The organism is Hymenobacter amundsenii (assembly GCF_002204745.1).
Taxonomy (GTDB): Bacteria; Bacteroidota; Bacteroidia; order Cytophagales; family Hymenobacteraceae; genus Hymenobacter; species Hymenobacter amundsenii.
In genome coordinates, this window is record NZ_NIRR01000043.1 from 1 (window position 1) to 21,196 (window position 21,196).

Here is a 21,196-nt window from a genome sequence, read left to right on the forward strand (position 1 = left end):
CTCCTTCGGCTTCACAATCACCTTCGGCAACAGAAATAACCCGGCTACCAACGCCAGCGCCAGCGCCAGCATTATCAGTTGATGTTTAGAAGAGGAAGCCTCGACGGCACCATTACGGGCCAGGTGCACGTAACGGCCTACCAGATGCACTACGGGGTGCTGCGGGGCAACAACTTCGAACTGCTGACGTCGCTCGAAGCCGGCCGCGCCCGCCTCGAAGACTGTTCGGTGGAGGCGTTCGGGGGCAAGCTGGAGCTGCGGGGCGTGCTCTGGACCGATTCTGGGGCCAGCCACCACCCGCTGCGGGCCCAGATGCAGTTGCTGGGCGTAGAACTACCCCAGCTATTCGCGCTGGCTGCCCCACTGGGCCTCGATGTGCTGGGGCCCGACAACGTGCGCGGCACCATGCGGGCCGAAGCCGACATCCAGACCGACCTGGGGGCCACCTTCCTACCCCAGGTGGCCCGCACCCGCGCCTTCGTTCACGCCGACCTGCGCGAGTTGGAACTGCTCGACGTGGAGGCCCTCACCCAGGCCACGGGCATGCTGAGTCCGCGCCGCACGGGCCACCTGTACTTCGAGCCCGTGCAGGCCGATTTTCTGCTCGACCGGGGCCTGGTGCTGATTCCTGAGCTTAACCTGAGCAGCAACCTTACCGACTTGCAGGTGTCGGGCAAATACGGCCTCGACGGCCGCGCCGACCTCTACGTAGGCCTGAGCCCACTGCAAACGCTGTTCGGCAATAACCGCAAGCGCGTGGCCCGCATTCGCAGCGGCGAGGCCACCCAGCGGCGCAGCCGGGGCCTGATCTACCTGCACCTGCACCGCGCCGCCGGCAGCCGCTACCAGGTCCGGCTCTTCAAGAAAAAAGACCAGCAGCAGCAGCAAACTGAGCTGCGGGAAGAGTACGAGCGCCTGCTCCGCCAGCCCTCGTCGCGCACCAACCTCTGGCCGATGAGTGAGTTGGTGAATGAGTGACGTTCCGCTCACTCATCGACCTTCAATGCCAGCGTGAATTCGGTGAATTCGCCTTCTTCCGATGCTACCTGAATGCTGCCGCCATGGCCCTTCGTGATGATGTCGTGGGCCAGCGACAACCCCAGGCCGGTACCCTCGCCCAGGGGTTTAGTAGTGAAGAAAGGATCGAAAATACGTTCCCGTACGGCGGGAGGCATGCCGGTCCCGTTGTCACGCACCCGTACCTCAACTGTCGCCCCGTTCCGCTGGGTGCTCACGCGTAGCTCGGGCACGTAGCCGGGCCCCGCCTGCCGGACGCGGGCGGCCAGTGCGTAAAGTGCGTTGGTGAACAGGTTGAGCAGTACCCGCTCCAGTTCGGCGGCCAGTAGCGGTACCGGCGGCAGCGCCGATTCGAGCACCAAGTGCGGCACCGTGTCTGCTAATATCCAGGCTGATTCGGGCCGCCCTTCGTAGGCCAACTGCAGCTGCTTGGCCACCAGCGTGTTGATATTGGCGGGCAACAGGACCGCCCCCGTACGGGCGTGGCTGAGCATGCTGCTGATAATGGACGAAGCCCGCTGCCCGTGCTGGCTGATTTCGTGCAGGTTCCGGCGCAGGCCCGCCATAATTTCCTGGCCCAGTTCGTCGGCGGCGGGGCTCCCGGCCGGCTCGCCTACGAGGGTTGTTTCCTGGGCCAGCAGGGAGTTGCTGACGGCTGCCAGCCGGTTCATAAAATTGAGCGGGTTTTGCAGTTCGTGGGCAATACCAGCCGAGAGCTCACCCACGAAGGCCCACTTTTCGGCCGCCACCAACTGGCGCTGGGTGGCCACCAGCTCGGTTTGCTGGCGGGCCAGCAGCTCGTAAGCCCGCTGCTTGGCCCGGTAGTTTCGCCCCAGCACCACGCTCAGGCCCGTTACCAGCCCCAACCCCACCAACGACACCACCAGTAGCCACTGCTGCTGGCGGTTCTGCTGGCGCACCAGGGCCGTGGTATGGGTCAGCTGGCCGATGCGGGCCTGCTGGCGGGCCAGCTCGTAGCCATATTGCAGGGCCGCCGTGCGCCGGATCAGGGCGCGGCTGCTGAGCGTGTCGCGGTAGGCGGCATAGAGGCGGTGGTAGCGGTAAGCATCGGCGAAGCGGCCAAGCCGGGCGCTGGCTTCGGCCAGCACGGCGCTGCCGTCGCGGATGTTCTCCTTTACCCCGCTGGCTTGGCTGGCTTCCAGCCCGGGCCGGCCGTAGTAGAGGGCGCTGTCGGGGTGCCGCAGGTGGAGCTGGGCCCGGGCCATCACTAAGTTCAGCAGCGGCAGGTAGCCCACCGCATCGAGGCGGCGCAGCTCGGCTCCGGCATGGCGGCCGTAGCGCAGGGCCTCGGCGGGGTGGCCCTGGCGCTCGGCCATATCGGCCATATATATTTCCTGCACTACCTGCCCCGGACGGTCGCCGAGGCGGCGGGCCAGCGCGGCCCCTTCGCTATAATACTGGTGGGCCTGAGTCCATTGGTTTTGGGCCTGATATAGGTCACCGAGGCCGCGCAACCCCTGGGCCACCCCGCTTTGATCGTGGGTTCGTTGGGCCAGGGCCAGGCACTGCTCCAGGTAGCTCAGGGCCTGGCCGTATTCTCCCAGCTCGGTGCTTATAAAACCTAACTGCGCGTTGGTGAGCACCAGCCATTTGTGGTTATGCAGCACTTCGGCCCTGTTAAGCCCCCGCTGAGCGCTGGCCAGCGCCTGGGCGTAATTGCCCTGGCCGAAATAAATGTAGCCCAGGTTATAGCCAACGGCAATCAGGTTCAGCGAGTCGTGCTGCTGCTCAAATAGCCCCGCGGCCCGTTGCGTGAAGGTTAGGGCCGGGCCGTATTCGTTACGCTTGCGGTAGTAGAAGCCCAGCCCCAGCCAGGCCTGGGCCTGCCCCGATTCGTAGCCCAAGCGGCCCGCAAGCGCGGCGGCCTCCTCGAACCGGACCCGCGACTGGCGCGGGTCGGAGGAGCGTAGCTTGAACGCCAGGCGGTTGAGCTGGTTGATATGGGCTGTATCGGGGGCAGGAATGGCCGGAAAGGCAATATCAGGCAGCAGCCCCAGCAGCAAGGCCAGACCAATGCAGAACCATATGCGCAGTGACAGCAGCGGATCAACCATAAATATAGCTGCGAAGATATAGCGCTGCTACCGGCCTCGCACTACGCAGCACAGAATTTCCGGACCCATCTTTTTATAAGCTACCTAAAGCGTGTGCATACTTAGCTACGGGTGCTATTGAACCCCTGAAAACGGTCATGCTCTATCTAGTGTCAGCTGGCCGATTTTTTCGTTGAGTATCCATACATTCCAGGCTGATTTTTCAAAATCCCTTGGGCAAATCAATTCCCCGAATGGTGCGGAACAGGCTCAGCGCATTCTGGTCGGTGAGGCCACCGATGTAGTCGGTGAGCAGGATGATTTGCTCGTAGGCCGCCGCGCCCTGCTGGGGGCCGGTGGCCCGGAACTGTTCGGGCAGTAGCTGGCCCAGCTTGCGCGAGCGGGCACTGCCCTGGGGGTCGAAGGTGGCGTGCAGAAAAGCGTCGAGCAAACCGGCCAGCACCTCGAAGCCGGCGGCCTCAATTTCGAGAACCGGGCGGCTCTGATACAGGTGCTCCACCGTGAGGCGGTGCACCTCTTGGAGCTGCTCCCAGCAATCGAGCTGGCGGACCAACGGTTCGTCGAGGTAGCCGCGTAGGAGCTGGGGGGCGCGGTCGGCGAAGCGGCGGGCCGTTTGCTGCACGAGCCGGTTGATGAGCCGCGCCCGCAGGTAGCCCAGCTCCTCGCGCCAGTCGCGCCACTCCACCGAGCCCCGGCGACCGGGCGCGTCGCCAAGCATATCGCGCAGCAGCGCCAGGCCTTTATCACACGGAATCAGGCCCAGTTTCAGGCCGTCTTCGAAGTCGATGATCCGGTAGCAGATGTCGTCGGCGGCTTCGACCAGAAAGGCCAGCGGGTGGCGGTGGTAGAAGCCGGCCACGTCGGTGCCGGCCGGTTTGGCGAGCAACCCCAACTCCCGGGCCACCTCCTCGAACCGTGCGGCCTCGGTCTGGAAATACCCGTACTTCTTCTCGCTGGCCGTCGCCTGCGTAAGGTCGGTTTCGGCCACCACCGACGGGCGCGGGTACTTGCTGAAGGCGCCCAGCGTGGCATAGGTCAGGCCCAACCCGGCCGAGCCGCTGCTGTGGGTGGGGTAGGTGTGGGTGAGCACCCGAAAGCCGGCCGCGTTGCCCTCGAAGTGCTGCAAATCGGCTCGCTGGGCGGGGTTCAGCATCCGCACGAAGGGTTCGGCGGCGGGCGAGCGGAAGTAAGCCGAAATAGCGTCTTCGCCCGAGTGGCCGAAGGGCGGGTTGCCGATGTCGTGGGCCAGACAGGCGGCAGCCACAATGTCGCCGAAGTCGGCGTCGAGGTGAGGCAACTCGGCGGCCAAGCCTTCGGTTTCTTCGAGCAGCAGCCGGCCCCCGAGCCGGCCCAGCGAGCGGCCCACGCAGGCCGTTTCGAGCGAATGGGTCAGGCGGGTGTGCACGAAGTCAGTTTCGGGCAGGGGCATGACCTGGGTTTTGCGCTGTAACCGCCGAAACGCCGAGCTGAACACCACCCGGTCGTAGTCGGCCACAAAGGCCCCGCGCACCGGAGCAGCATCCGTCACGACGTGCAGTTGGGGCTGCTCGGGGTAGCGGCGGCGGCTCAGCAGCTGGGCCCAGCGCATGGCGGGGGCATTGTCGTCGTCGTCGGTGGGAGGCGTGAGGTGGAGCATGGCGGCGGGAGTAAAGGACAGCAAATCTAAGAGCCAGAGAGCTTTCGGAGGTCGGGCGCAACTATTCCCCGCGTCGGTCCGGCGGCTCAGCCAACCCCTTGCAGTTCATACGTAAAACCACCCCCAACGACGGGGCCTCACTACCCACAACCGTCTTGCTCCCGCCGCACGTTGTCCTCCAACGGCAGTTTCGCGAAACCGCAGCCGCCACGCAGCCGGGGTAGCGCCTGATCAGAGGTGGCGACGCTTAACGCCTTCCCGCCGATTTGTATGCGTAATTTCGCGGTTCGGCGTGCTGGCTCGGCATCGTGTTGGTGAGCCAGTACGCCGAATTCCAGGCCGATTACCCTGTTGTTGTTTGACTATGTTTGGATCTTTGACTACTTCTTTGGGCTGGCTGCGGCTGGTTGCGTTTCTGGAAGGCACCTCGTTTCTGGTGCTGCTGCTAATTGCCATGCCCCTCAAATACCTGGCCCACCAGCCCGCCGCCGTACGGCCGGTGGGTATGGCGCACGGGGTGCTGTTCGTGCTCTATGTGCTACTGGTGCTGCAAAACGCGCTGGCGCTAAGCTGGCCGGCCCGAAAGGTGGGGCTGGCCCTGCTGGCTTCCGTAATACCTTTCGGCCCTTTCTGGGCCGACAAGCGCCTGTTTCAGGCTTAGCACTACGCCGCTTCCCGCTGGTGCCCCACCCGGCCCAGCAGCCGCACCGTGGCATAGCCAATGAGCAAGAATACGCCGTAAAGTAGCGTCACGCCCCAGGTGCCGGAGTGGGCCGTGGGGTGCAGAATGCGGCTCACGATATCGTAGAACAGCGTGATGGGGTTGGTGAGCACGTCCCAGCTGTTGAAGCGCAGGTAGCGGCCCAGGTAGATGCCGAAGCTGCTCAGCAGCAGGGCCACCGTGGCAAAGGCCCAGCCCGCGCCCGTACCCAGACGGCGCGCCACGAGCTGCTGCATGTCGGTGAGGGAGGCGTAGGCCAGCATCAGGCCATTCCAGGCGCAGCTCAGAATCAGGGCCAGATCGTACCAGTAGGGCACGCCGGGGCGGGGTTCGAGGTGGAAGAGGTCGGTGAGCATGTAGGGGGCGTTGGGGAAGAACAGCAGCCAGGCCACCCCTACCGGCACTAGCACCCGGGCCCGCAGCCGCCCGGCGCTCAGGCCCAGCATCGTGCTCAGCCCAAACGGAATAAGGGCCAAAAACAGGTTCCAGAGCAAGAAAACAAAGGAAATCCGGTGAGTCAGCAGCACCCGGAACGCAATCAGCCCCACGCTTAGGGCCAACGAAGCCCCCAGCACCAGCAGCAGGTGCAGGCGCTGCCGCAGTTGCGGCTGAGACAGGGTAGCAACAGACATCGACATACACCCAAGTACGGAAATTTTGTGGGCTGTAGCGTAAAACTTCCACTTCGCGTGTCGTTTCACGAAGTCAGCAGGCATGTATTCTCTTTCGGCCAGAAGAACCGTCATTCAGAGCATGTGGCGCATTAAGCCAAGGACGAAGAATGACGTTCTTTATGTTGCTCGGTTACTCCTCCACAATTCCGCCGGCAGCCCAGCGTAGGGTGGCCTGGGTTTGGGCGTACTTAGCCTGGAGCTCAGACAGCTTCTGACGGGCTTCCAGCAGCTTGGCTTCGCGGGAGTTGAGCAGAAACACCGAACTCTCCCCTATTTCGAAGCGGATTTGCTCGCCCTGGCGCAGGCGCTCGGCGTTCTGCACCACCTGCTGCTGCAGCACCAGCTGCTCGCGCAGGGCCTGCCAGTTGTTGGCCACGGTTTGCACGCCGGTTTCTATTTCGCGGGTGTCCTGCTGCAACTGCAGCTGGGTGTCCTGCTGCTTGAGGCGGTTGAGCTGCAGCTTAGCCCGCTCCTGGCGCAGCAACAAAGGGTAGGCGAAGCTCACGCCCAGCTTGTAGTTGTTTTCGAGGTAACTCCCGCTCAGGTTGGCAGGCTTTTCAGGACTGAAGGGCTGGCCGGCTTGCAGCAGGTTGTAGTCGAGGGTAAGTTTGGGCAGCAGCTTGTTACGCAGCAGCCGATTCTCCACGCCCAGCTGGCTGAGCTTAGCCCGGCTTTTCTGCAGTTCCGGATGAATCTGCTGAGCCAGCACGGCCAGGGCGGCCACCGAATCGGGGGGTAGGTTGCGCCAGTCGGCGGGGCCGGGCAGCAGCTGGGGGCGGGCCGTGGCGGGCAGGTTCAGGGGTTGCTGCAGCTCATCCCAGAGGTAGTTGCTGAGCACCAGCGTGGCGTTACCGAACTCCATCAGGGCCTGGCTGAGTTCGGCCTGGCGCTTTTGCAGCTCGCCTAGGGCTTCCACCGAATCGATGGCGGCCAGGTCGCCGAACAGCACGCGCTGGCGCACGGCCCGGAAGCGCACGTCGCCGAGCAGCACGTTCTGGCGGCGCAGTTCCAGCTGGCGGTAGTTCAGGCTCCAGTCCCAGTAATCCTTGGCGGCTTGCAGCAGCAGCTTATTAAGGGCCCCGCGCCGTTGGGCTTCGGCCAGGCCCTGCAGGGCCTGGGCCTGGCGCACGGCCGCCCGCCGCTCGTCAATCAACAAGCCTTGGGCCAGCGGCAGCGAGAGGCCGATATAGCTCAGGCCGGCCGGCGACGTGAAATTTTCGGGGTTGATGTAGGTGCCCGTGCCCCGCTCGAAGCCGGCTTTCACCTCGAACCCGTACCAGACCGGCACCCGCAGCTGGGTATCCCAGTCGTGGAAATACTCCTTCCCCTTGAGGGTTTTACCGTAATATTTGCTCGTGGCATTGGGGTCGAACAGCCCCCGGGCATAGCGCACCTCCTGCAGGGCCCGCTCGGGCAGCAGCCCCGCCTGCCGGGCCACCGGGTGGCGCAGGGCCACGTAGGTGAGCATATCCGTGAGCGTGAATACACGGCCCGAATCGGCCACTGGCACCGGGGGTGCCAGCGGCGTTTGGGCGCGGCTTACGGAGGCAGCCAAGCAAGTGAGGAGTAGGAAAAGAGAAAGTCGGAAGGGCATAGGAAACAGTACTATGCTAGCGCTAGAAACTAGCTCCCCTCCTTGGAAAGGAGGGGTTGGGGGTGGTTGATGCTGATAGAACGATGACTAGCGCTAGTTTCCAATGATTGTTCAACAGATCAACCACCCCAGCCCCTCCTTTCCAAGAAGGGGAGCTAGTTTCTAGCGCTAGCTCACTCCAAGAGTTAGCGGACGGGCCACAGCCCGCCGCTTTTAATATTCATCAGCCGATGTATCGGCCTTGCCGTCTTTGCTTTTAGCCGTCGGGGCACCTACAAAGTCGGGTGGGAAGCCGTTGAGCTGGCGCCAGAGTTCGTACCAGATGGGTACGTTGTCGAGCAGGGCCCAGCCATACACGCCGGAGCCCACGCGCAACGGAGCGGGCCAGGCCTCTAGTTCGGGGTCGGGCGTCACGAGGATGCGGTACTGGCCCTGGGAGTCGATGTTGTCGATGACGGCCACCCGGCCCCCGAAGGTGCCGAAGCTCGTGCCCGGCCAGCCGCTGAATACCAGTGCCGGCCAACCATCGAACTGCAGGCGCACCTTGCGGCCCACGCTTAACAACGGAATATCCATGGGCTGCACGTACAGCTCGGCGGCCAGCTCGGGCGAAATGGGCATCACTGACACAATGGCCTCGCCCTCCTTCACAATTTCGCCAATGCCTTCCTTGAGGGCCCGCACCATGTAGCCATCCTGCGGGGCCTGAATGTGGTAGTAACCGGCCCGGATGCTGAGGTTGGCCAGCTCGTTGCGCAGCTTGGCAATCTGGCCCTCCGAATCGAACTGGTAAGCCACGGCCGAACGGCGGTCCGACTCCGACTTGGCCAGCTTGTCCTGGTACTCGGCCTGCAACGAGCTTAGCTCCAGCTGGGAGTTGGTGAGCTCCTGGCGCGAGGCCCCAAGCTTGTTTTCTACGCCCTGGCGTTTGGCCGTGCTTTCCTGGAACTTGAGGCGGCGCTGCTCCAGCTCGGTGAGGCTCTTGAGGCCCTGTTTGTAGAGCTCTTCCTGGCGGGCCAGCTGGCGGGTGGCAATGGCAATATCGTTTTCGGCAGCCCGCAAGTCAGCCTCATCGGAGTTGACTTTCAGGCGCGTCTGGGCCACTTTATTGCGGGCCTTGTCGAGGCTCACGGCCAAGCCACTACGCAACGCGTCCTGCTGGTCGCCGAGGGCCACGGTTTTGCCTTTGTTCTGTTCCAGAGATGATATTTTGGCGGCCAGCTGCTCACGGGTGCGCTCCAGCAGCTGGGGGTCGAAGTACTTCTCCTTGATTTCGGTAATGGTCACCAGCGTATCGCCTTTTTTCACCTTCTGGCCCTCGCGCACGTGCCAGCGAGCAATGCGCCCTCCAATGGTGCTGGGCACGGTTTGAGGGCGGTCTTGGGGCCGCAAAGTGGTGAGTGTGCCAGTCGAGCGGATGTTCTGGGTCCAGGGCAGGAAGCCGGCCGCCAGCACCAGCACGCCCAGCACGCCCAGCCAGCGGGCCAGCGTACGGCCGGCCCGGGGCGTCTGCACCCGCCGAAACGAGCGGAAGCCGGACGTCAGCGGGTTGGTTTCTTCCAGGGGGTGTTCGGCGAAGGGCATTGGATTTGGGTGATGGGGTGGCGGAAGAATAGATGAACAAAATCAGCTGTCATGCTGAGCGAAGGCGGCGCCGCAGTCGAAGCATCTCTACCTCTGACTAATCAACTGGCTTTGCAACGAGGCGATAGAGATGCTTCGACTGCGGCGCCGCCTTCGCTCAGCATGACACCGCTCTTTTTGCAGCTCTCACTCCATTCACATCAGCTTCGATACCGTTTCGTAGTCGCCCTCGGCCACCAGGCGGCCTTCGCGTAACAGGGCAAGGCGGGGACAGCGCTCCAATACGCTGGGGTCGTTGCTAGACAGTAGCACGGTCCAGGACTGGTCGGGCGCCAGCAGGCGGGCCAGAATGCGCTGGCGCTCGGGCAGGGCTACGTTCAGCAATGGGTTATCGAGCAGCAGCAGACGGGGCCGGCTGATGAGGGCGCGGGCCAGCAGCAACTTCTGGCGGATGCTGTCGGAGAGCGGGGTGCCCGCGCCCACGAGCGTGTTCAGTCCCTGCGGACGGGCGTATAGGTCGTCGCGCAGGCCCACCAGCTCCAGGGCCCAGGCCACGTCGTCGGCACTGATGCCGGGCTGTTCGAGGGTTAAGTTCTGGAGCAGGGTGCCCTCGAACAGGCTCTGATGCGAGATATTGTCGGCCAGCACCCGGCTCAGCGTGGCCGGGGCCAAATCGCGCAGGGGCAGCCGGTCGTAGGCCACCACACCGGTATAATCATCGAGCAAGCCGGCCAGCACGCTCAGCAGCGTGCTTTTGCCCGAGCCATCGTGGCCGGCCAGGCCCAGATGCTCGCCCGGTTCCAGCGTCAGCGACACATCCTGGAAGGTGGGCTTAGGGTTGTCGGGATACTGGTAGCGCAACTCGTGCAGCTCCACTCGCAGGCCGGTGCGGTTGGTGGCCAGCGGCAGCTCCTGAGTGCCCGTATGAGGCTGTAACACTGGCAAATCGAGCACGTGGCCGATTTTGTCGAGCGACGTCAGGGCATCATACACTACATCGAGCTTGAGCAACACTTTTTCCACGGCCGAGATGGTGAGGATAATCACGATTTCGGCGGCCACAAACTGACCGATGTTGATCTGCTTACTGATCAATAGCCAGCATCCGATGCTGAGCAGCGCGGCCGTAATAAGCGTTTTGAAGGCCACGAAGCCCCAGAACTGGGTCAGCAACACCTTAAAGTGGTTCTGGCGGGCCGTGAGGTAGCCACCTACCAAGTCGTCGGTGCGGCTCAGGGCCAGCTTCTGGCGCGGCGGGTGCCGGAAGGTGTGCACCGTGCGGGCCACGTCTTCGAGCCAGGCCACCACCCGGTACTTGTACTTCGACTCTTCCAAGCTGGTTTCGAGACCGTGGCCCCCGGTGAAGCGAATCAGCAGGACCAGCAGCCCCACCAGTAGCAGCCCAAAGGCGATGAAGATGGGATGGTAGAAGGAGAGCAGAATCAGGCCGAACAGGATTTGCAGGGCGGCCGCCGAAAACTCAATCAGCAGCGTCGAAAGGCCTTTTTGCAGGGTGGGCGTATCAAGCAGGCGGTTCATGAGCTCGGGCAGGTACTGGCCATCGAGTCCCTCGGTACGCACCCGCGGCAGGCGCACGGCGAAATCGAAACTCACCCGCGCAAACAGCCGCTGCTGGATGAATTCGACCAGATATAGTTGCATCACCTGCAACGCTCCCACCGCAAAGGTGCCGAACACGATAAAGCCAATCAGCACCACCAGCGAGGTACTGACGCTACCGCTGCTCACAAACCCGATAACCGACTGCACGCCCAGCGGCAGCGAGAGGCTGATGAGGCCCGTGAGGGTGGCGTACACGTAGAGGTAGGTGATGTCGCGCCGCTCGGAGCCAATAAGCTGCCACAGGCGCTGAACGGGCGTAAGCGAGGCGGGAGAGGAAGTAGAAGCCATAAACAGAGAAATGCCAAAAAAGCCGCTGCCCCGAAACAGTAATGGCCGTTGCCCGAAGTGGGCCAGGAATTTCCGCGCGGCAGCCAGAAAAAGCCGTTTTTCAGTCCCACAAAGGTACCGCTGCCAGAGCAGCACCGTCTTAATACGGCGTTAAATCGAGCTTAAACTTTGATTAAAGCCAGCTTAATAACGCATTAAATTCGGCTTGAGGACCGGTTGAGTTTCTACCCCCACAACACCGGTTGGCGGGGCGCTACCGTAGCTTCCCGGCGCCGACTCCGTACCTTTGCCCGGCCCGGCGCACCAATTACGGTACTGCGGGGGCCCAGTTGTTTGTTCCTGCTTTTCCCTGCTTGCCTGGTTTATGAGGTCCTTTTCCGCTTTGCTTGCCCTGCTGCTGGGCGTCGCGACGGCCCTGCCGGCCCGGGCCCAGCTCAAACCTGCTCCCACGGCGGCTCGCGTGGCCACAACCCGGCTGGCCCCGAAGCCCGCACCAACGCCGGCCCCGAAGCTGGCCGCCACCACGCCAGCCCGGCCCGCCGCCAAACCTGCTGCCCCGGCCAAACCCGCTGCCCCAGCCAAACGGATGGCCCCGGCTAAGCCAGTTGCCCCTACCCCACCCCTACCCGCCGGCCTGGGCTCAGCCGACCAGAACCTGCGCTACAAAAACGGGAAGATTCTGGTAGAGCAGGGACGTTACGCGCTGGCTATGCAGGAGCTGGAACCGCTTACGCTACCGGCCGCCAAGTTCGAGCGGGCCCCCGAAGCGGCCTACCTCTATGCCGTAGCGGCCAGCCGGGCCAAGAAATGGGCCGAGGCCGAGCAGATGATCAACCTGCTGCGCAACCGCTACCCTAGTTGGGCCGGCCTGCCCGAAGCACTGTTCCTGCAAAGCCAGGTTTCGTTCGAGCAGCAGGACTACGACAACGCCCTGAAGGTGCTCAATAGCCTGCAAGCAGGCACCCTAGCCCCGGAACGGGCCAATATGGAAGCCGCCTACCTGCCGCGCATCGCCGAGAAAGGGACTTTCCAGCGTCTCCTTAAAGACTACCCTCAGGATGCTGCCCTGGCCCGCACCTACGCCGACAAGCTGGTGGGCGGGGGCTGGTACACGGCCGCCGACCAAGGCCAACTCGACCAGCTCATCGGCCAGTTTGGGCTCAACCGCAACGCCTACACGCCCCGCCTGGGGGCCGCCAAAAAAAGCTCTTATAACATTGGGGTGCTGCTGCCCTTCGAATTCAACGACCCAAGCTGGGAAAAGCGCCGCCGCAACCAGTTCGTAACCGACCTCTACGCCGGCCTGCGCCTGGCCCAGGACTCGTTGCAGCGCGAGGGCCACCCGGTCCAGCTGTTTGCCTACGACACCGGGGCCGATACCATCCAGCTCAAGCAGTTGCTGACGCTACCCGAGCTGGCCGGTATGGACCTGCTCATCGGGCCGGTGTACAAGTCGGGCTCCAAAATCCTGGCCCGCTACGCCCAGCAGCACCAGATTGCGGTAGTTAACCCCCTCTCGCAGGATGGCAGCCTGGTGCTCGACAATGCCTGGCACTACTTGTTCGAGCCCAGCACTGCCACCCAGGCCCGGCAGGCGGCCCAGTTCGCCTACACCCGCCTGGGCGGCCCCCGCACGGCCGTCGTCCTCTACGAAGACACCAACGACGAAGAGGCATTCGGCTTGGCCTACAAGCAGGCCTACGAGGCGCTGGGCGGCAAAGTACTGCAGCTGCGCAGCCTCAAATCCGACGACGAAGCCTCTCTGGCCGCCGGCTTTGCGGGCATCGACCTGAAAACCATCGGACACCTGGTCGTAGCATCCGATAATCCTAAATCAGGCGTGTACACCCTCTCGGCGCTACGCGTGCAGAACGCCCGCCCGCCGCTTATCACTTACGCGTCCTGGCTCACCAATAACCGTCTCAGCCTCGACCAGCTCGACTCCCGCGACATCTATTTCCTCAACCCCAAATACCTCGACCGCACTAACGCGGGCGTGCGCCGGGTGCGCCAGCTTTACACCCAGCAGTTCAACCTGCCGCCCTCGGTATTTACTTATTCAGGCTTCGAGTTGCTTTACTATTTCGGCAACCAGCTTCACCAGTACGGCGCCGCCTTCCAACAGCCATTGGCCAATGGCGGACCGGTTTCGGGAGCAGTCTTCCAGGGCATTGGTTACCCCGAGGGTGCCCACGACAACCAGTACGTGCCCATCACGAAGCTGGAGCGCCTTGAAGTAGAAGTCCTGAACCCAGTGGGCTTCCGGTAGGTTGTTTGTTTGATGCGCAGAATGAATTTTGAACGCGGCAAATGTAAACGCGGGTCGATCTACGCCTTCCCGGCGTAGGACTGCCTGCTTTCCGCTTCCCGTATTTCCTGCTTCATTCGGCGCATCCCCCCATTATCCACGTTCCGCATAGTTGAACCACATGTCCCAAGTTTCCGACAGCCCTACGCTCAACCTCACTACTTCCGACTCCTTATTTACCCGCGCCCAGCGTCACATTCCGGGCGGCGTGAACTCGCCGGTTCGGGCATTCCGGGCCGTGGGCGGCCACCCGGTGTTCATGCAGTCGGCTAAGGGCGCCTGGCTCACCGATGTGGATGGCAATAAGTACCTGGATTTCATTAATTCCTGGGGCCCGATGATTCTGGGCCACGCCCCCGACCTCGTGGTAAACGCCGTGCGGGCCGCCGCCGAATACTCGCTTTCGTTTGGGGCCCCCACGCGCCGCGAGGTCGAAATGGCCGAGCTCATCAAGCAAATGGTGCCCAGCATTGAAAAGGTGCGGTTGGTGAACTCGGGCACCGAGGCTACGATGTCGGCCATTCGGGTTGCGCGGGGCTACACGGGGCGCGACAAAATCATCAAGTTCGAGGGCTGCTACCACGGCCACGGCGACTCGTTTCTGATTGCGGCCGGCTCGGGTGCCCTCACGTTGGGCGCGCCCGACTCGCCCGGCGTCACGCAGGGCGTGGCCCAGGACACCCTCACGGCCCCCTACAACGATTTGGCCGCCGCCGAGAAGTTGGTTTTAGCCAACGAAGGCCAGGTAGCGGCGCTTATTCTGGAGCCGGTGGTAGGTAATATGGGCCTCGTGGAGCCAGCCGAAGGCTACCTCCAGGGCCTGCGCGAGTTGTGCACCCGGCACGGCATCGTGCTCATTTTTGATGAGGTAATGACCGGCTTCCGCCTCGCCCGCGGCGGCGCGCAGGAGCTCTACGGCGTGCAGCCCGACCTTACTACGCTGGGCAAAATCATTGGGGGCGGCATGCCGGTGGGCGCTTACGGCGGCCGTCAGGATATCATGGACCAGGTAGCTCCGGCCGGCAAGGTCTACCAGGCGGGCACGCTCTCGGGCAACCCGATTGCCACCGCCGCCGGCATCGCCCAACTCACCTACCTGCAGGAGCACCCCGAGCTCTACACCGAGCTGGACCGTATTACGGCCCGCCTCGCCGACGGCACCCGCCAGATTTGCCAGGAGCTGGGCCTGAACTACACCGTGAACCGGGTAGGCTCGATGTTCAGCGTTTTCTTCACCGACCAGCCCGTTGCCAACCTCGACGACGCCAAGAAGTCTGACACCGAAGCCTTCGGCCGCTACTTCCGGGCCATGCTCCACCGCGGCATCTACCTGGCTCCCGCCCTCTACGAAGCCCTGTTCGTAAGCACATCCATCACCGACGAGCTGGTAGACGTCTATCTGACGGCCTGCCGCGAGTCGATGAAGGAGGCCCACGGGCTGTAAGGATTAGGGAAAGAGCGTCATTGTGAGAGAAGCGCAGAATCGCGCGTGCCGAAGTAATCCTATCGCAGGAAATTACTTCGACGGGCGCGATTCTGCGCTTCCCTCACAATGACGTTCTCTCGGCTAACAACTAATCCTTAAAAACCCGACCTTTGCGGCAACCAACCGCATGTACATGCCCCGATTCCGTCTGCTGCTGCTGTCTTTTCTGTTGCTGGGACTCGCTTTGCCCCTGGCCTTGCGGGCCCAGTCGGCCAATCCGGCCGAGGCCAATAAGCGCTTGTTCGACCGCACCGTAGACGAACTCAATTTCCGGACCATGGAAATCGTGTACGACAAGTCGTTCACCCGGGCCAAATTTCCGGTGAGCCTGCGCTCGGCCAAGGCCCGGCGCGAGTTCGATAACTTCTTCGGCCGCGAAGATCTCAAGAAGCTTTTCCGCAACTACAACGGCGTTTCGGAACGGTTTAAGAGTCAGTTTGGCAAGGGCCGCACCGACTTACAGGAGTTCGAGAAGGAGCTTAATAGCATTTTGGTCGACCGCAACTTCGAGTTCTTTATCCGGGTGCTGCCCCGCGAAGAGCGGGTATCGTTGGTGCGCACCTTGCAGCGTGTCATCAAGCAGGGTGCGGCCCAGTTCAACGCCTCCCAAGACCCCACGGCCGAGGAGGTAGCCGCCGACGGAGCCGCCGTGCCACCCGCCGCCGACGGGGCCGCCCCCGCTACCCTGGCCACCCCCGCCGCCGTCGCCGAAGACCCGCAGCCCCAACCCGAAGCCGATCTGGCCTCTTCGCCCGCCTACGCCGGCCCCCGCCCCCTCGATGTGCCCGCCCGCCACGACTGGCTCGATTACCTAAGCCTGATGCTGGCCAGCGGCTCGTTTCTACTGCTGCTCTACCTCACGCTCAGCGTGCTGCCCACCCTGCGCCAGCGCCTCGATGCCGCGCTGCCCGCCTACGATTACGAGCCGGAGCCCCTCCCCAAACCCGCCCGCCGCGCCACAACCCTGCCCGAAGATCGGTATGAGGAAGAAGAGGAAAGCTGAGGGAGAGCTACAAGCGCCGAATTGCCCATGCAGGCCAGGTTGTGACGGTTTTCCCGATTGCACTTCCGGTTTTCCGCCCCTAATTTTTACTTGACCACATGATTCTTTCCGACCAGCAGATTCTCGCCGAAATTGAGCGGGGCACCATCGTTATCGAGCCCTACGAGCGGAATTGCCTCGGCACCAACTCCTACGATGTGCACCTGGGTCGCTACCTGGCCACCTACCGCGACGCCGTACTCGACGCCCGCAAGCACAACGAAATCGACGTGTTCGAAATCCCCACCGACGGCTTCGTGCTGGAGCCGGGCATCCTGTACCTGGGCGTAACGGAGGAATACACCGAAACCCACGCCCACGTGCCTTTTCTGGAAGGCAAAAGCAGCGTCGGCCGTCTCGGCATCGATATTCACGCCACCGCCGGCAAGGGCGATATTGGCTTCTGCAACACCTGGACGCTGGAAATCAGCGTGTCGATGCCCGTGCGTATCTATTACGGCATGCCGGTGGGGCAGCTCATCTATTTCACCGTGGAAGGCGAGGTGGAAAACCTTTATAACCACAAGCCCAACGCCAAATACAACGAGCGCACCGTAAAACCAGTGGAGTCGATGATGTGGAAGAACGCCTTCTAGCCACACGTACGCGGTAAGTGCCTAACAAGCAGCACCCGGAATTAAACTCCCTGGCATAGTTTTTCGTTAGGGGAAGTAGCAACTGCCGGTTTTCGCGCCCTGCGTGAAACCTGGTTAGCAAGAAAGCCATCTGCTCACGCTATTCTCCCCCATGAAAAAGATACTTGCCTTCGCCTCCGTCATATTATTGAGTTCCGTCAGCGTTTATGCCCAACAACGTGCGCCCCTAGTGGTGGTAAAAGACGAAACCAAAGTTGTTAATCAGCTTACTCCCGCCCAAAAGCACGCCCGCGAGTTGTCTTACCAGATGACCCGCGACCTACGCTTGAATGGCTACCAAAAAGCCCGATTGCAGGCTATTAACAACGATAAGCAGGCCAAAATCGTAGCCATTCTGCAAAAGAACAACGGTGACAGCAAGCTTATTAAGGACCAATGCGACGCCGTTTGCAAAGAGCGCGATAAAGAGCTCCAAACGGTACTCAGCACCGACCAGTACAGCAGCTACTACGGTTCGCGGCGCGAGTACAACGAGTTCACGATGGACTATAAGGCGCAGACTACCAACGATGCATTCGTGAAGTCGGTGAAGGATCCTTCTCCGGTTAGCAGTAAAGGCGCTACCATCGGCCCGGCCCGCACCACGGTAACCAAGTAGCCCCCCGATTGCCTTAGTTATACAGAAAGCCCCGCCAGCACGTTGCTGGCGGGGCTTTCTGTTATTATAGACAGCTGTTAAAGCTAATACTACCGGTTACTTCTGGTTGCGTTGCTCCTCCTCGATATGGTCCATGAGCTCCCGGCACAGGGTACGCATTTTAGTGGCCATTACCGAGTCGTTGGTAGCCGTGAGCACGCTTTCGGCCATGGCTCCGATGGTGTCCACGTAGAAGTGCTTCATCTCATCGACGGGCATATCCTTGGTCCAGAGGTCGATTTTCATCGTACCCGCCTCGTCACGGTCCCAAAGGGAGATATTGATGGCCTTAGCAAAGTGGATGTCAGGACCCGCATCGGTAGCCGTCCAGCTGATGGCTTCGGGTACTTTCTGGTCGTCGAGGGCAATGCTGAAGCGGATTTCAGATTTCTTCATCACAGATGTTGCAGATGTTGCAGATAGCGCAGATGCGGACTATTTATTACGCCTCTACGCTTTGCTCATCATTCTAATTGGAAACTGTATGCTGACCGAAAGTTAAAACAGCGGTGCAGGCGTCGTCCGCATCTGCGTAATCTGCACCATCTGTGATTAGACGTAGTTGTTCAACATCACCGGCATCACCAGCATCAAGATGCTTTCGTGGTCGTCGGGAGTGGTGGGCATGAGCAGGCCGGCGCGGTTGGGCGTGCTCAGCTCTAGGGTAATTTCCTCGGAGTCGATGTTGCTGAGCATTTCCTGCAGGAACTTGGCGTTGAAGCCAATTTCCATGTCCTCACCGTCGTACTGGCAAGCCAGCTTTTCGTTGGCCTCATTGCTGAAGTCAAGGTCTTCGGCCGACACCGTGAGCTCGGAACCGGCCAGGCGCAGACGCACCTGGTGGGTGGTTTTGTTCGAGTAGATGCTGATGCGCTTCACCGAGTTCAGCAGCTCCTGGCGGCTGATGATGAGCTTGTTGGGGTTGCTTACCGGAATGACGTTCTCGTAATCGGGGTAGCGTTCATCAATCAGGCGGCATACCAGGCGCATCTGGTTGAAGCTGAAGAAGGCGTTGGAGGCGTTGAACTCCATGCGCACGGGCGTGGCCTCGGAGGGCAGCGCGCCCTTCAGCAGGTTGAAGGCCTTACGCGGGATGATGATGTTGCTGGTCTGGCCCGCGCCCACATCGGAGCGGCGGTAGCGCAACAGGCGGTGGCCGTCGGTGGCCACGAAGGTTACCTGGTTATCGGCCAGCTGCACCAGAATGCCGGTCATGGCCGGGCGCAGCTCGTCGGTGCTCACCGCGAAGATGGTTTTGTTGATGGCCCGCGCCAGCGTGGACGAAGGCATTTCGACCGGAGCCGTGCCCTTCACGACCGGTACGCGGGGGAAGTCGGTGGCATTCTCGCCGGCCAGCTTGTAGCGGCCGTTGGAGCTGGCAATTTCGATGGTGTAGGTTTCCTCGTCCAGCGTGAAAGTCACGGGCTGGTCGGGCAGGTTCTTGAGCGTGTCGAGCAGGATGCGGGCGGGGGCGGCAATGCGGCCGCTTTCGCGGGCTTCCACGGGCAGCTCCGTCATCATGCTCGTCTCCAGGTCGGAAGCCGTAATCGTCAGTTTACCATCCTCGATTTCGAAGAGAAAGTTCTCCAGAATGGGTACCACGGGGTTGTTCGTAACCACGCCGTTGATGCTCTGGAGCTGCTTGAGCAGGGCGGAAGACGAGACGATGAACTTCATATGAGGCAGTTGAGTTAGAGGCGTTTTGGGTAGCAGGCAAAGATAGGCAACGCGGGCGGGGTTTTCTAATGAAAGCGGGCCACCCCTACCACCGCCGGACCAGTCAGAAAATCAGGGCTAGGGCCCCTCCTATCCATAGAGCCAGCAACAGCCCTATTGCCAGCGCCTGCAGTAGCACCCGCAGGGCCGCCGCCCCGGCTGTGGCGTATCGGTTGCCGTACTGTAGCGCCAGTTGCTCGCGCACCTGCTGTGGCCGCCAGTAGCGTAGGTAGAGGCATAGGAAGCCGACCGCCGACCGCAGCATTCGGAAAATGCTGCCAAACAGGGCTTCTGCTATTCCTTCACCGATAAGGTCTTCGAGCATCTTTTCTTCTCAACCCCTATACTACTCAGAACCGGGCGTAGCGCCGCTTCCGGCGCCAGGCGCGCACCAGCCCGAACAGGCCCAGCAGCACCAGCGGCGCGCCCAGATTCAGGAGTTGCCAGCGGCGGCGCTCGGTAATGACGCGCAGCTTATCAAGGGGGCGCAGGGTGATTTGCTTGCCGCGCACGCTGATCAGGCCCGACTGGTCGAGCATGTAATCGACGGCGTTGAGGACCAGCTCGCGGTTGGCGAATTCGGTGTTGGCGAGGCGGTCGAAGCCCAGGCGCATCGGGCGGCCGGTTTTGGCATCCACCTCGTTGCGCACGAAGTCGCCGTCGGAGATAACGAGCACTTTGGCGGGGCGGGCCTGGGGGCTGGTTTCGGGCTGGAAGGTGGTGGTGCCCGGCGCGGCGCGGTTGGCATACAGGGACCGGAACTGGCCTTCGAGCAGATAACCGACGGCTTTAAACTGGGTGTTGTAGAGCTTAGGATCGGGCGGCAGGCGGGCGTCGTTGAGGTTAACGGGCACCGGCGAAGGTAGCACCCGGGTGTAGCGCGACGTGAACAGCAGCGGCGTTTTGCGGATGCCCACGGCCTTCACCGTATCAATACTGCTCACGAATTTGGTGTACACCGCGTCGAGGTTGCGGGTGATGGGGTGCGGGCTAAACTTGTTGATGAGCGGATAGAACTGCCAAGGCATGGGTTCCACCTTGGGCTTGTCGCCGTTCATGCCCGTCACGAGCGGGATGCCGCCGGAGTTAAGATCGAGCAGCAGGTCGGGGTTTATCCGCAGGCCGTATTTGAACAGCAGGTCGTCGAGGTTCAGGCTCTGGGGAAACGCGAGCATGCCGCCCCGGCTGGCGCTGTCGAGGTTCACGCGCATGGCGTCCACGAAAAACAGGGCGTTGCCGCCTTTAACGATGAACTGGTCGAGCTTGAACTTCTCGGCCTCGGAATACTCCTGGGCCGGCTTGGCCACAATGATGGCGCTGAGCGTGGCCAGCACCTCGGGCTTCGACTGGCTCAGGTTCACCCGGAACACGTCGTAATACTGGCTCAGGGAACCGATCAGGTCGCCGGCTTCGAGGTTGGTGAGCTCGCCGTGGCCTTCCACTACGCCAATGCGCTGGCGCTGGCCGGGGCTGAGCTTACGGATGGCGCTGGCCAGCTCGTATTCCAGTCCCTCGATGCTCTGGTTGAGGCGCACATCAGAGGATGCGGCCTGGTTACCACGTAGCAGCAGCACTTTTTCTTCCTTACCACCCGCCGCTACCACGGCCCAAGGGAAGATGATTTTCTCGGTGCGCTGGCCGTTCTCGTTGGCCCCCAGGTTGGTGGGACTAAGCCCCTTCTTGAACAGGGCCTGGTAGGCTTCGTTGCGGGCCTGCTCGGTACCGGCCGCCGAGGGGTCGATGAACACAAAGTGCAGGTTGGCACCGCCGTATACGCGCATCTCGTTCAGGGTTTCGCGCACGGCCTGCTGCAAGCGCCGGAAGGCCGGCGGGAAGTCGCCATCGAGATACACCGTCACGGTGACGGGCTGGGGCAGCTTCTCCAGCAGCTCCTTGGTGGCGCCCGACATGGTGTAGCGCTTCTCCTCCGTCAGATCGAGCCGAAAAAAGTACAGGCTGCCCAAGAAGTTGAGCAGCAGCAGCGCCCCCAGCAACAGCCCGAAACGCGTCAGGTCGCGGCGTTTGTTGTTGGCTGTTAGCGGTTGGCTGTTAGCTATTGACTCTTGTTCTGTATTCACAAATTGCTTTTGAAATAGACGTCCAAAATCAGGTTCAATAGCTATCAGCTGTCAGCTAATA

The 21,196-nt window shown here is 62.0% G+C and carries 17 protein-coding genes; 7 read left to right on the forward strand and 10 right to left on the reverse strand.

What is annotated here, in order from left to right; genetic code table 11:
- Nucleotides 1-81: 81 nt before the first annotated feature.
- Nucleotides 82-978 (forward strand): AsmA-like C-terminal region-containing protein, encoded by an 897-nt coding sequence (locus CDA63_RS17490; RefSeq protein WP_088465756.1) that lies wholly within the window; start codon nucleotides 82-84, stop codon nucleotides 976-978.
- Nucleotides 979-986: 8 nt separating this feature from the next.
- On the opposite strand, the gene CDA63_RS17495 is transcribed toward CDA63_RS17490, so the two are convergent.
- Together CDA63_RS17495 and dgt are read right to left on the reverse strand one after the other, a co-directional pair.
- Nucleotides 987-3,092: a tetratricopeptide repeat-containing sensor histidine kinase gene (locus CDA63_RS17495; protein WP_088465757.1), complete on the reverse strand. Its 2,106-nt coding sequence runs from the start codon at nucleotides 3,090-3,092 to the stop codon at nucleotides 987-989.
- A gap of 202 nt (nucleotides 3,093-3,294) precedes the next feature.
- Nucleotides 3,295-4,752 (reverse strand): dGTP triphosphohydrolase, encoded by a 1,458-nt coding sequence (dgt, locus tag CDA63_RS17500; RefSeq protein ID WP_242434732.1) that lies wholly within the window; start codon nucleotides 4,750-4,752, stop codon nucleotides 3,295-3,297.
- A 352-nt stretch (nucleotides 4,753-5,104) separates the two neighbouring features.
- Here dgt and CDA63_RS17505 point away from each other — a divergent pair, with 352 nt between their 5' ends.
- The gene (locus CDA63_RS17505) at nucleotides 5,105-5,389 is read left to right on the forward strand and encodes a DUF3817 domain-containing protein (protein WP_317044066.1); all 285 of its coding nucleotides are present in this window, start codon (nucleotides 5,105-5,107) and stop codon (nucleotides 5,387-5,389) included.
- Between the two features lie 2 nt (nucleotides 5,390-5,391).
- On the opposite strand, the gene CDA63_RS17510 is transcribed toward CDA63_RS17505, so the two are convergent.
- From CDA63_RS17510 to CDA63_RS17525, 4 genes are all read right to left on the reverse strand, one after another.
- Nucleotides 5,392-6,087, reverse strand: a complete 696-nt coding sequence (locus CDA63_RS17510) for a DUF1361 domain-containing protein (protein ID WP_165768368.1) — start codon at nucleotides 6,085-6,087, stop codon at nucleotides 5,392-5,394.
- 166 nt (nucleotides 6,088-6,253) lie between these two features.
- A complete protein-coding gene (locus CDA63_RS17515) occupies nucleotides 6,254-7,678 on the reverse strand; it encodes a TolC family protein (RefSeq protein WP_165768369.1) in 1,425 nt (474 codons plus the stop codon).
- 252 nt (nucleotides 7,679-7,930) lie between these two features.
- Complete coding sequence (locus tag CDA63_RS17520; protein ID WP_088465762.1) at nucleotides 7,931-9,301, reverse strand: HlyD family secretion protein; 1,371 nt, start codon at nucleotides 9,299-9,301, stop codon at nucleotides 7,931-7,933.
- Nucleotides 9,302-9,496: 195 nt separating this feature from the next.
- Nucleotides 9,497-11,212 carry a peptidase domain-containing ABC transporter gene (locus CDA63_RS17525; protein ID WP_088465763.1) on the reverse strand — a complete coding sequence of 572 codons (1,716 nt, stop codon included), beginning with the start codon at nucleotides 11,210-11,212 and terminating at the stop codon, nucleotides 9,497-9,499.
- A 364-nt stretch (nucleotides 11,213-11,576) separates the two neighbouring features.
- Here CDA63_RS17525 and CDA63_RS17530 point away from each other — a divergent pair, with 364 nt between their 5' ends.
- The 5 genes from CDA63_RS17530 to CDA63_RS17550 all read left to right on the forward strand — a co-directional run bounded on the left by CDA63_RS17530 (nucleotide 11,577) and on the right by CDA63_RS17550 (nucleotide 17,302).
- The gene (locus CDA63_RS17530) at nucleotides 11,577-13,481 is read left to right on the forward strand and encodes an ABC transporter substrate-binding protein (RefSeq protein ID WP_126546922.1); all 1,905 of its coding nucleotides are present in this window, start codon (nucleotides 11,577-11,579) and stop codon (nucleotides 13,479-13,481) included.
- A 160-nt stretch (nucleotides 13,482-13,641) separates the two neighbouring features.
- Complete coding sequence (hemL, locus tag CDA63_RS17535; RefSeq protein WP_088465765.1) at nucleotides 13,642-14,964, forward strand: glutamate-1-semialdehyde 2,1-aminomutase; 1,323 nt, start codon at nucleotides 13,642-13,644, stop codon at nucleotides 14,962-14,964.
- A 175-nt stretch (nucleotides 14,965-15,139) separates the two neighbouring features.
- Nucleotides 15,140-16,009: a hypothetical protein gene (locus CDA63_RS17540; RefSeq protein WP_126546923.1), complete on the forward strand. Its 870-nt coding sequence runs from the start codon at nucleotides 15,140-15,142 to the stop codon at nucleotides 16,007-16,009.
- A 98-nt stretch (nucleotides 16,010-16,107) separates the two neighbouring features.
- Entirely contained in the window at nucleotides 16,108-16,644 is a 537-nt protein-coding gene (gene dcd / locus CDA63_RS17545) for a dCTP deaminase (RefSeq protein ID WP_088465767.1), read from the forward strand.
- A gap of 151 nt (nucleotides 16,645-16,795) precedes the next feature.
- Complete coding sequence (locus CDA63_RS17550; protein WP_126546924.1) at nucleotides 16,796-17,302, forward strand: hypothetical protein; 507 nt, start codon at nucleotides 16,796-16,798, stop codon at nucleotides 17,300-17,302.
- 96 nt (nucleotides 17,303-17,398) lie between these two features.
- Here the strand turns inward: CDA63_RS17550 and gldC are convergent, their stop codons facing one another.
- The 4 genes from gldC to gldG all read right to left on the reverse strand — a co-directional run bounded on the left by gldC (nucleotide 17,399) and on the right by gldG (nucleotide 21,135).
- The gene (gene gldC / locus CDA63_RS17555; protein ID WP_088465769.1) at nucleotides 17,399-17,737 is read right to left on the reverse strand and encodes a gliding motility protein GldC; all 339 of its coding nucleotides are present in this window, start codon (nucleotides 17,735-17,737) and stop codon (nucleotides 17,399-17,401) included.
- Between the two features lie 156 nt (nucleotides 17,738-17,893).
- Nucleotides 17,894-19,018, reverse strand: coding sequence for a DNA polymerase III subunit beta (dnaN, locus tag CDA63_RS17560; RefSeq protein WP_088465770.1), 1,125 nt, complete (start codon nucleotides 19,016-19,018; stop codon nucleotides 17,894-17,896).
- A gap of 103 nt (nucleotides 19,019-19,121) precedes the next feature.
- Complete coding sequence (locus CDA63_RS17565; RefSeq protein WP_126546925.1) at nucleotides 19,122-19,382, reverse strand: hypothetical protein; 261 nt, start codon at nucleotides 19,380-19,382, stop codon at nucleotides 19,122-19,124.
- A gap of 25 nt (nucleotides 19,383-19,407) precedes the next feature.
- Nucleotides 19,408-21,135: a gliding motility-associated ABC transporter substrate-binding protein GldG gene (gene gldG, locus CDA63_RS17570; RefSeq protein ID WP_242434733.1), complete on the reverse strand. Its 1,728-nt coding sequence runs from the start codon at nucleotides 21,133-21,135 to the stop codon at nucleotides 19,408-19,410.
- Between the last annotated feature and the right edge of the window lie 61 nt (nucleotides 21,136-21,196).

Coding starts and splice junctions, on each gene's coding strand:
- CDA63_RS17490 (WP_088465756.1), top strand. CDS start 82: ATGTTTAGAAGAGGAAGCCTCGACGGCACCATTACGGGCCAGGTGCAC.
- CDA63_RS17495 (WP_088465757.1), bottom strand. CDS start 3,092: ATGGTTGATCCGCTGCTGTCACTGCGCATATGGTTCTGCATTGGTCTG.
- CDA63_RS17510 (WP_165768368.1), bottom strand. CDS start 6,087: ATGTCGATGTCTGTTGCTACCCTGTCTCAGCCGCAACTGCGGCAGCGC.
- CDA63_RS17520 (WP_088465762.1), bottom strand. CDS start 9,301: ATGCCCTTCGCCGAACACCCCCTGGAAGAAACCAACCCGCTGACGTCC.
- CDA63_RS17525 (WP_088465763.1), bottom strand. CDS start 11,212: ATGGCTTCTACTTCCTCTCCCGCCTCGCTTACGCCCGTTCAGCGCCTG.
- CDA63_RS17530 (WP_126546922.1), top strand. CDS start 11,577: ATGAGGTCCTTTTCCGCTTTGCTTGCCCTGCTGCTGGGCGTCGCGACG.
- hemL (WP_088465765.1), top strand. CDS start 13,642: ATGTCCCAAGTTTCCGACAGCCCTACGCTCAACCTCACTACTTCCGAC.
- CDA63_RS17540 (WP_126546923.1), top strand. CDS start 15,140: ATGCCCCGATTCCGTCTGCTGCTGCTGTCTTTTCTGTTGCTGGGACTC.
- dcd (WP_088465767.1), top strand. CDS start 16,108: ATGATTCTTTCCGACCAGCAGATTCTCGCCGAAATTGAGCGGGGCACC.
- CDA63_RS17550 (WP_126546924.1), top strand. CDS start 16,796: ATGAAAAAGATACTTGCCTTCGCCTCCGTCATATTATTGAGTTCCGTC.
- gldC (WP_088465769.1), bottom strand. CDS start 17,737: ATGAAGAAATCTGAAATCCGCTTCAGCATTGCCCTCGACGACCAGAAA.
- dnaN (WP_088465770.1), bottom strand. CDS start 19,018: ATGAAGTTCATCGTCTCGTCTTCCGCCCTGCTCAAGCAGCTCCAGAGC.
- CDA63_RS17565 (WP_126546925.1), bottom strand. CDS start 19,382: ATGCTCGAAGACCTTATCGGTGAAGGAATAGCAGAAGCCCTGTTTGGC.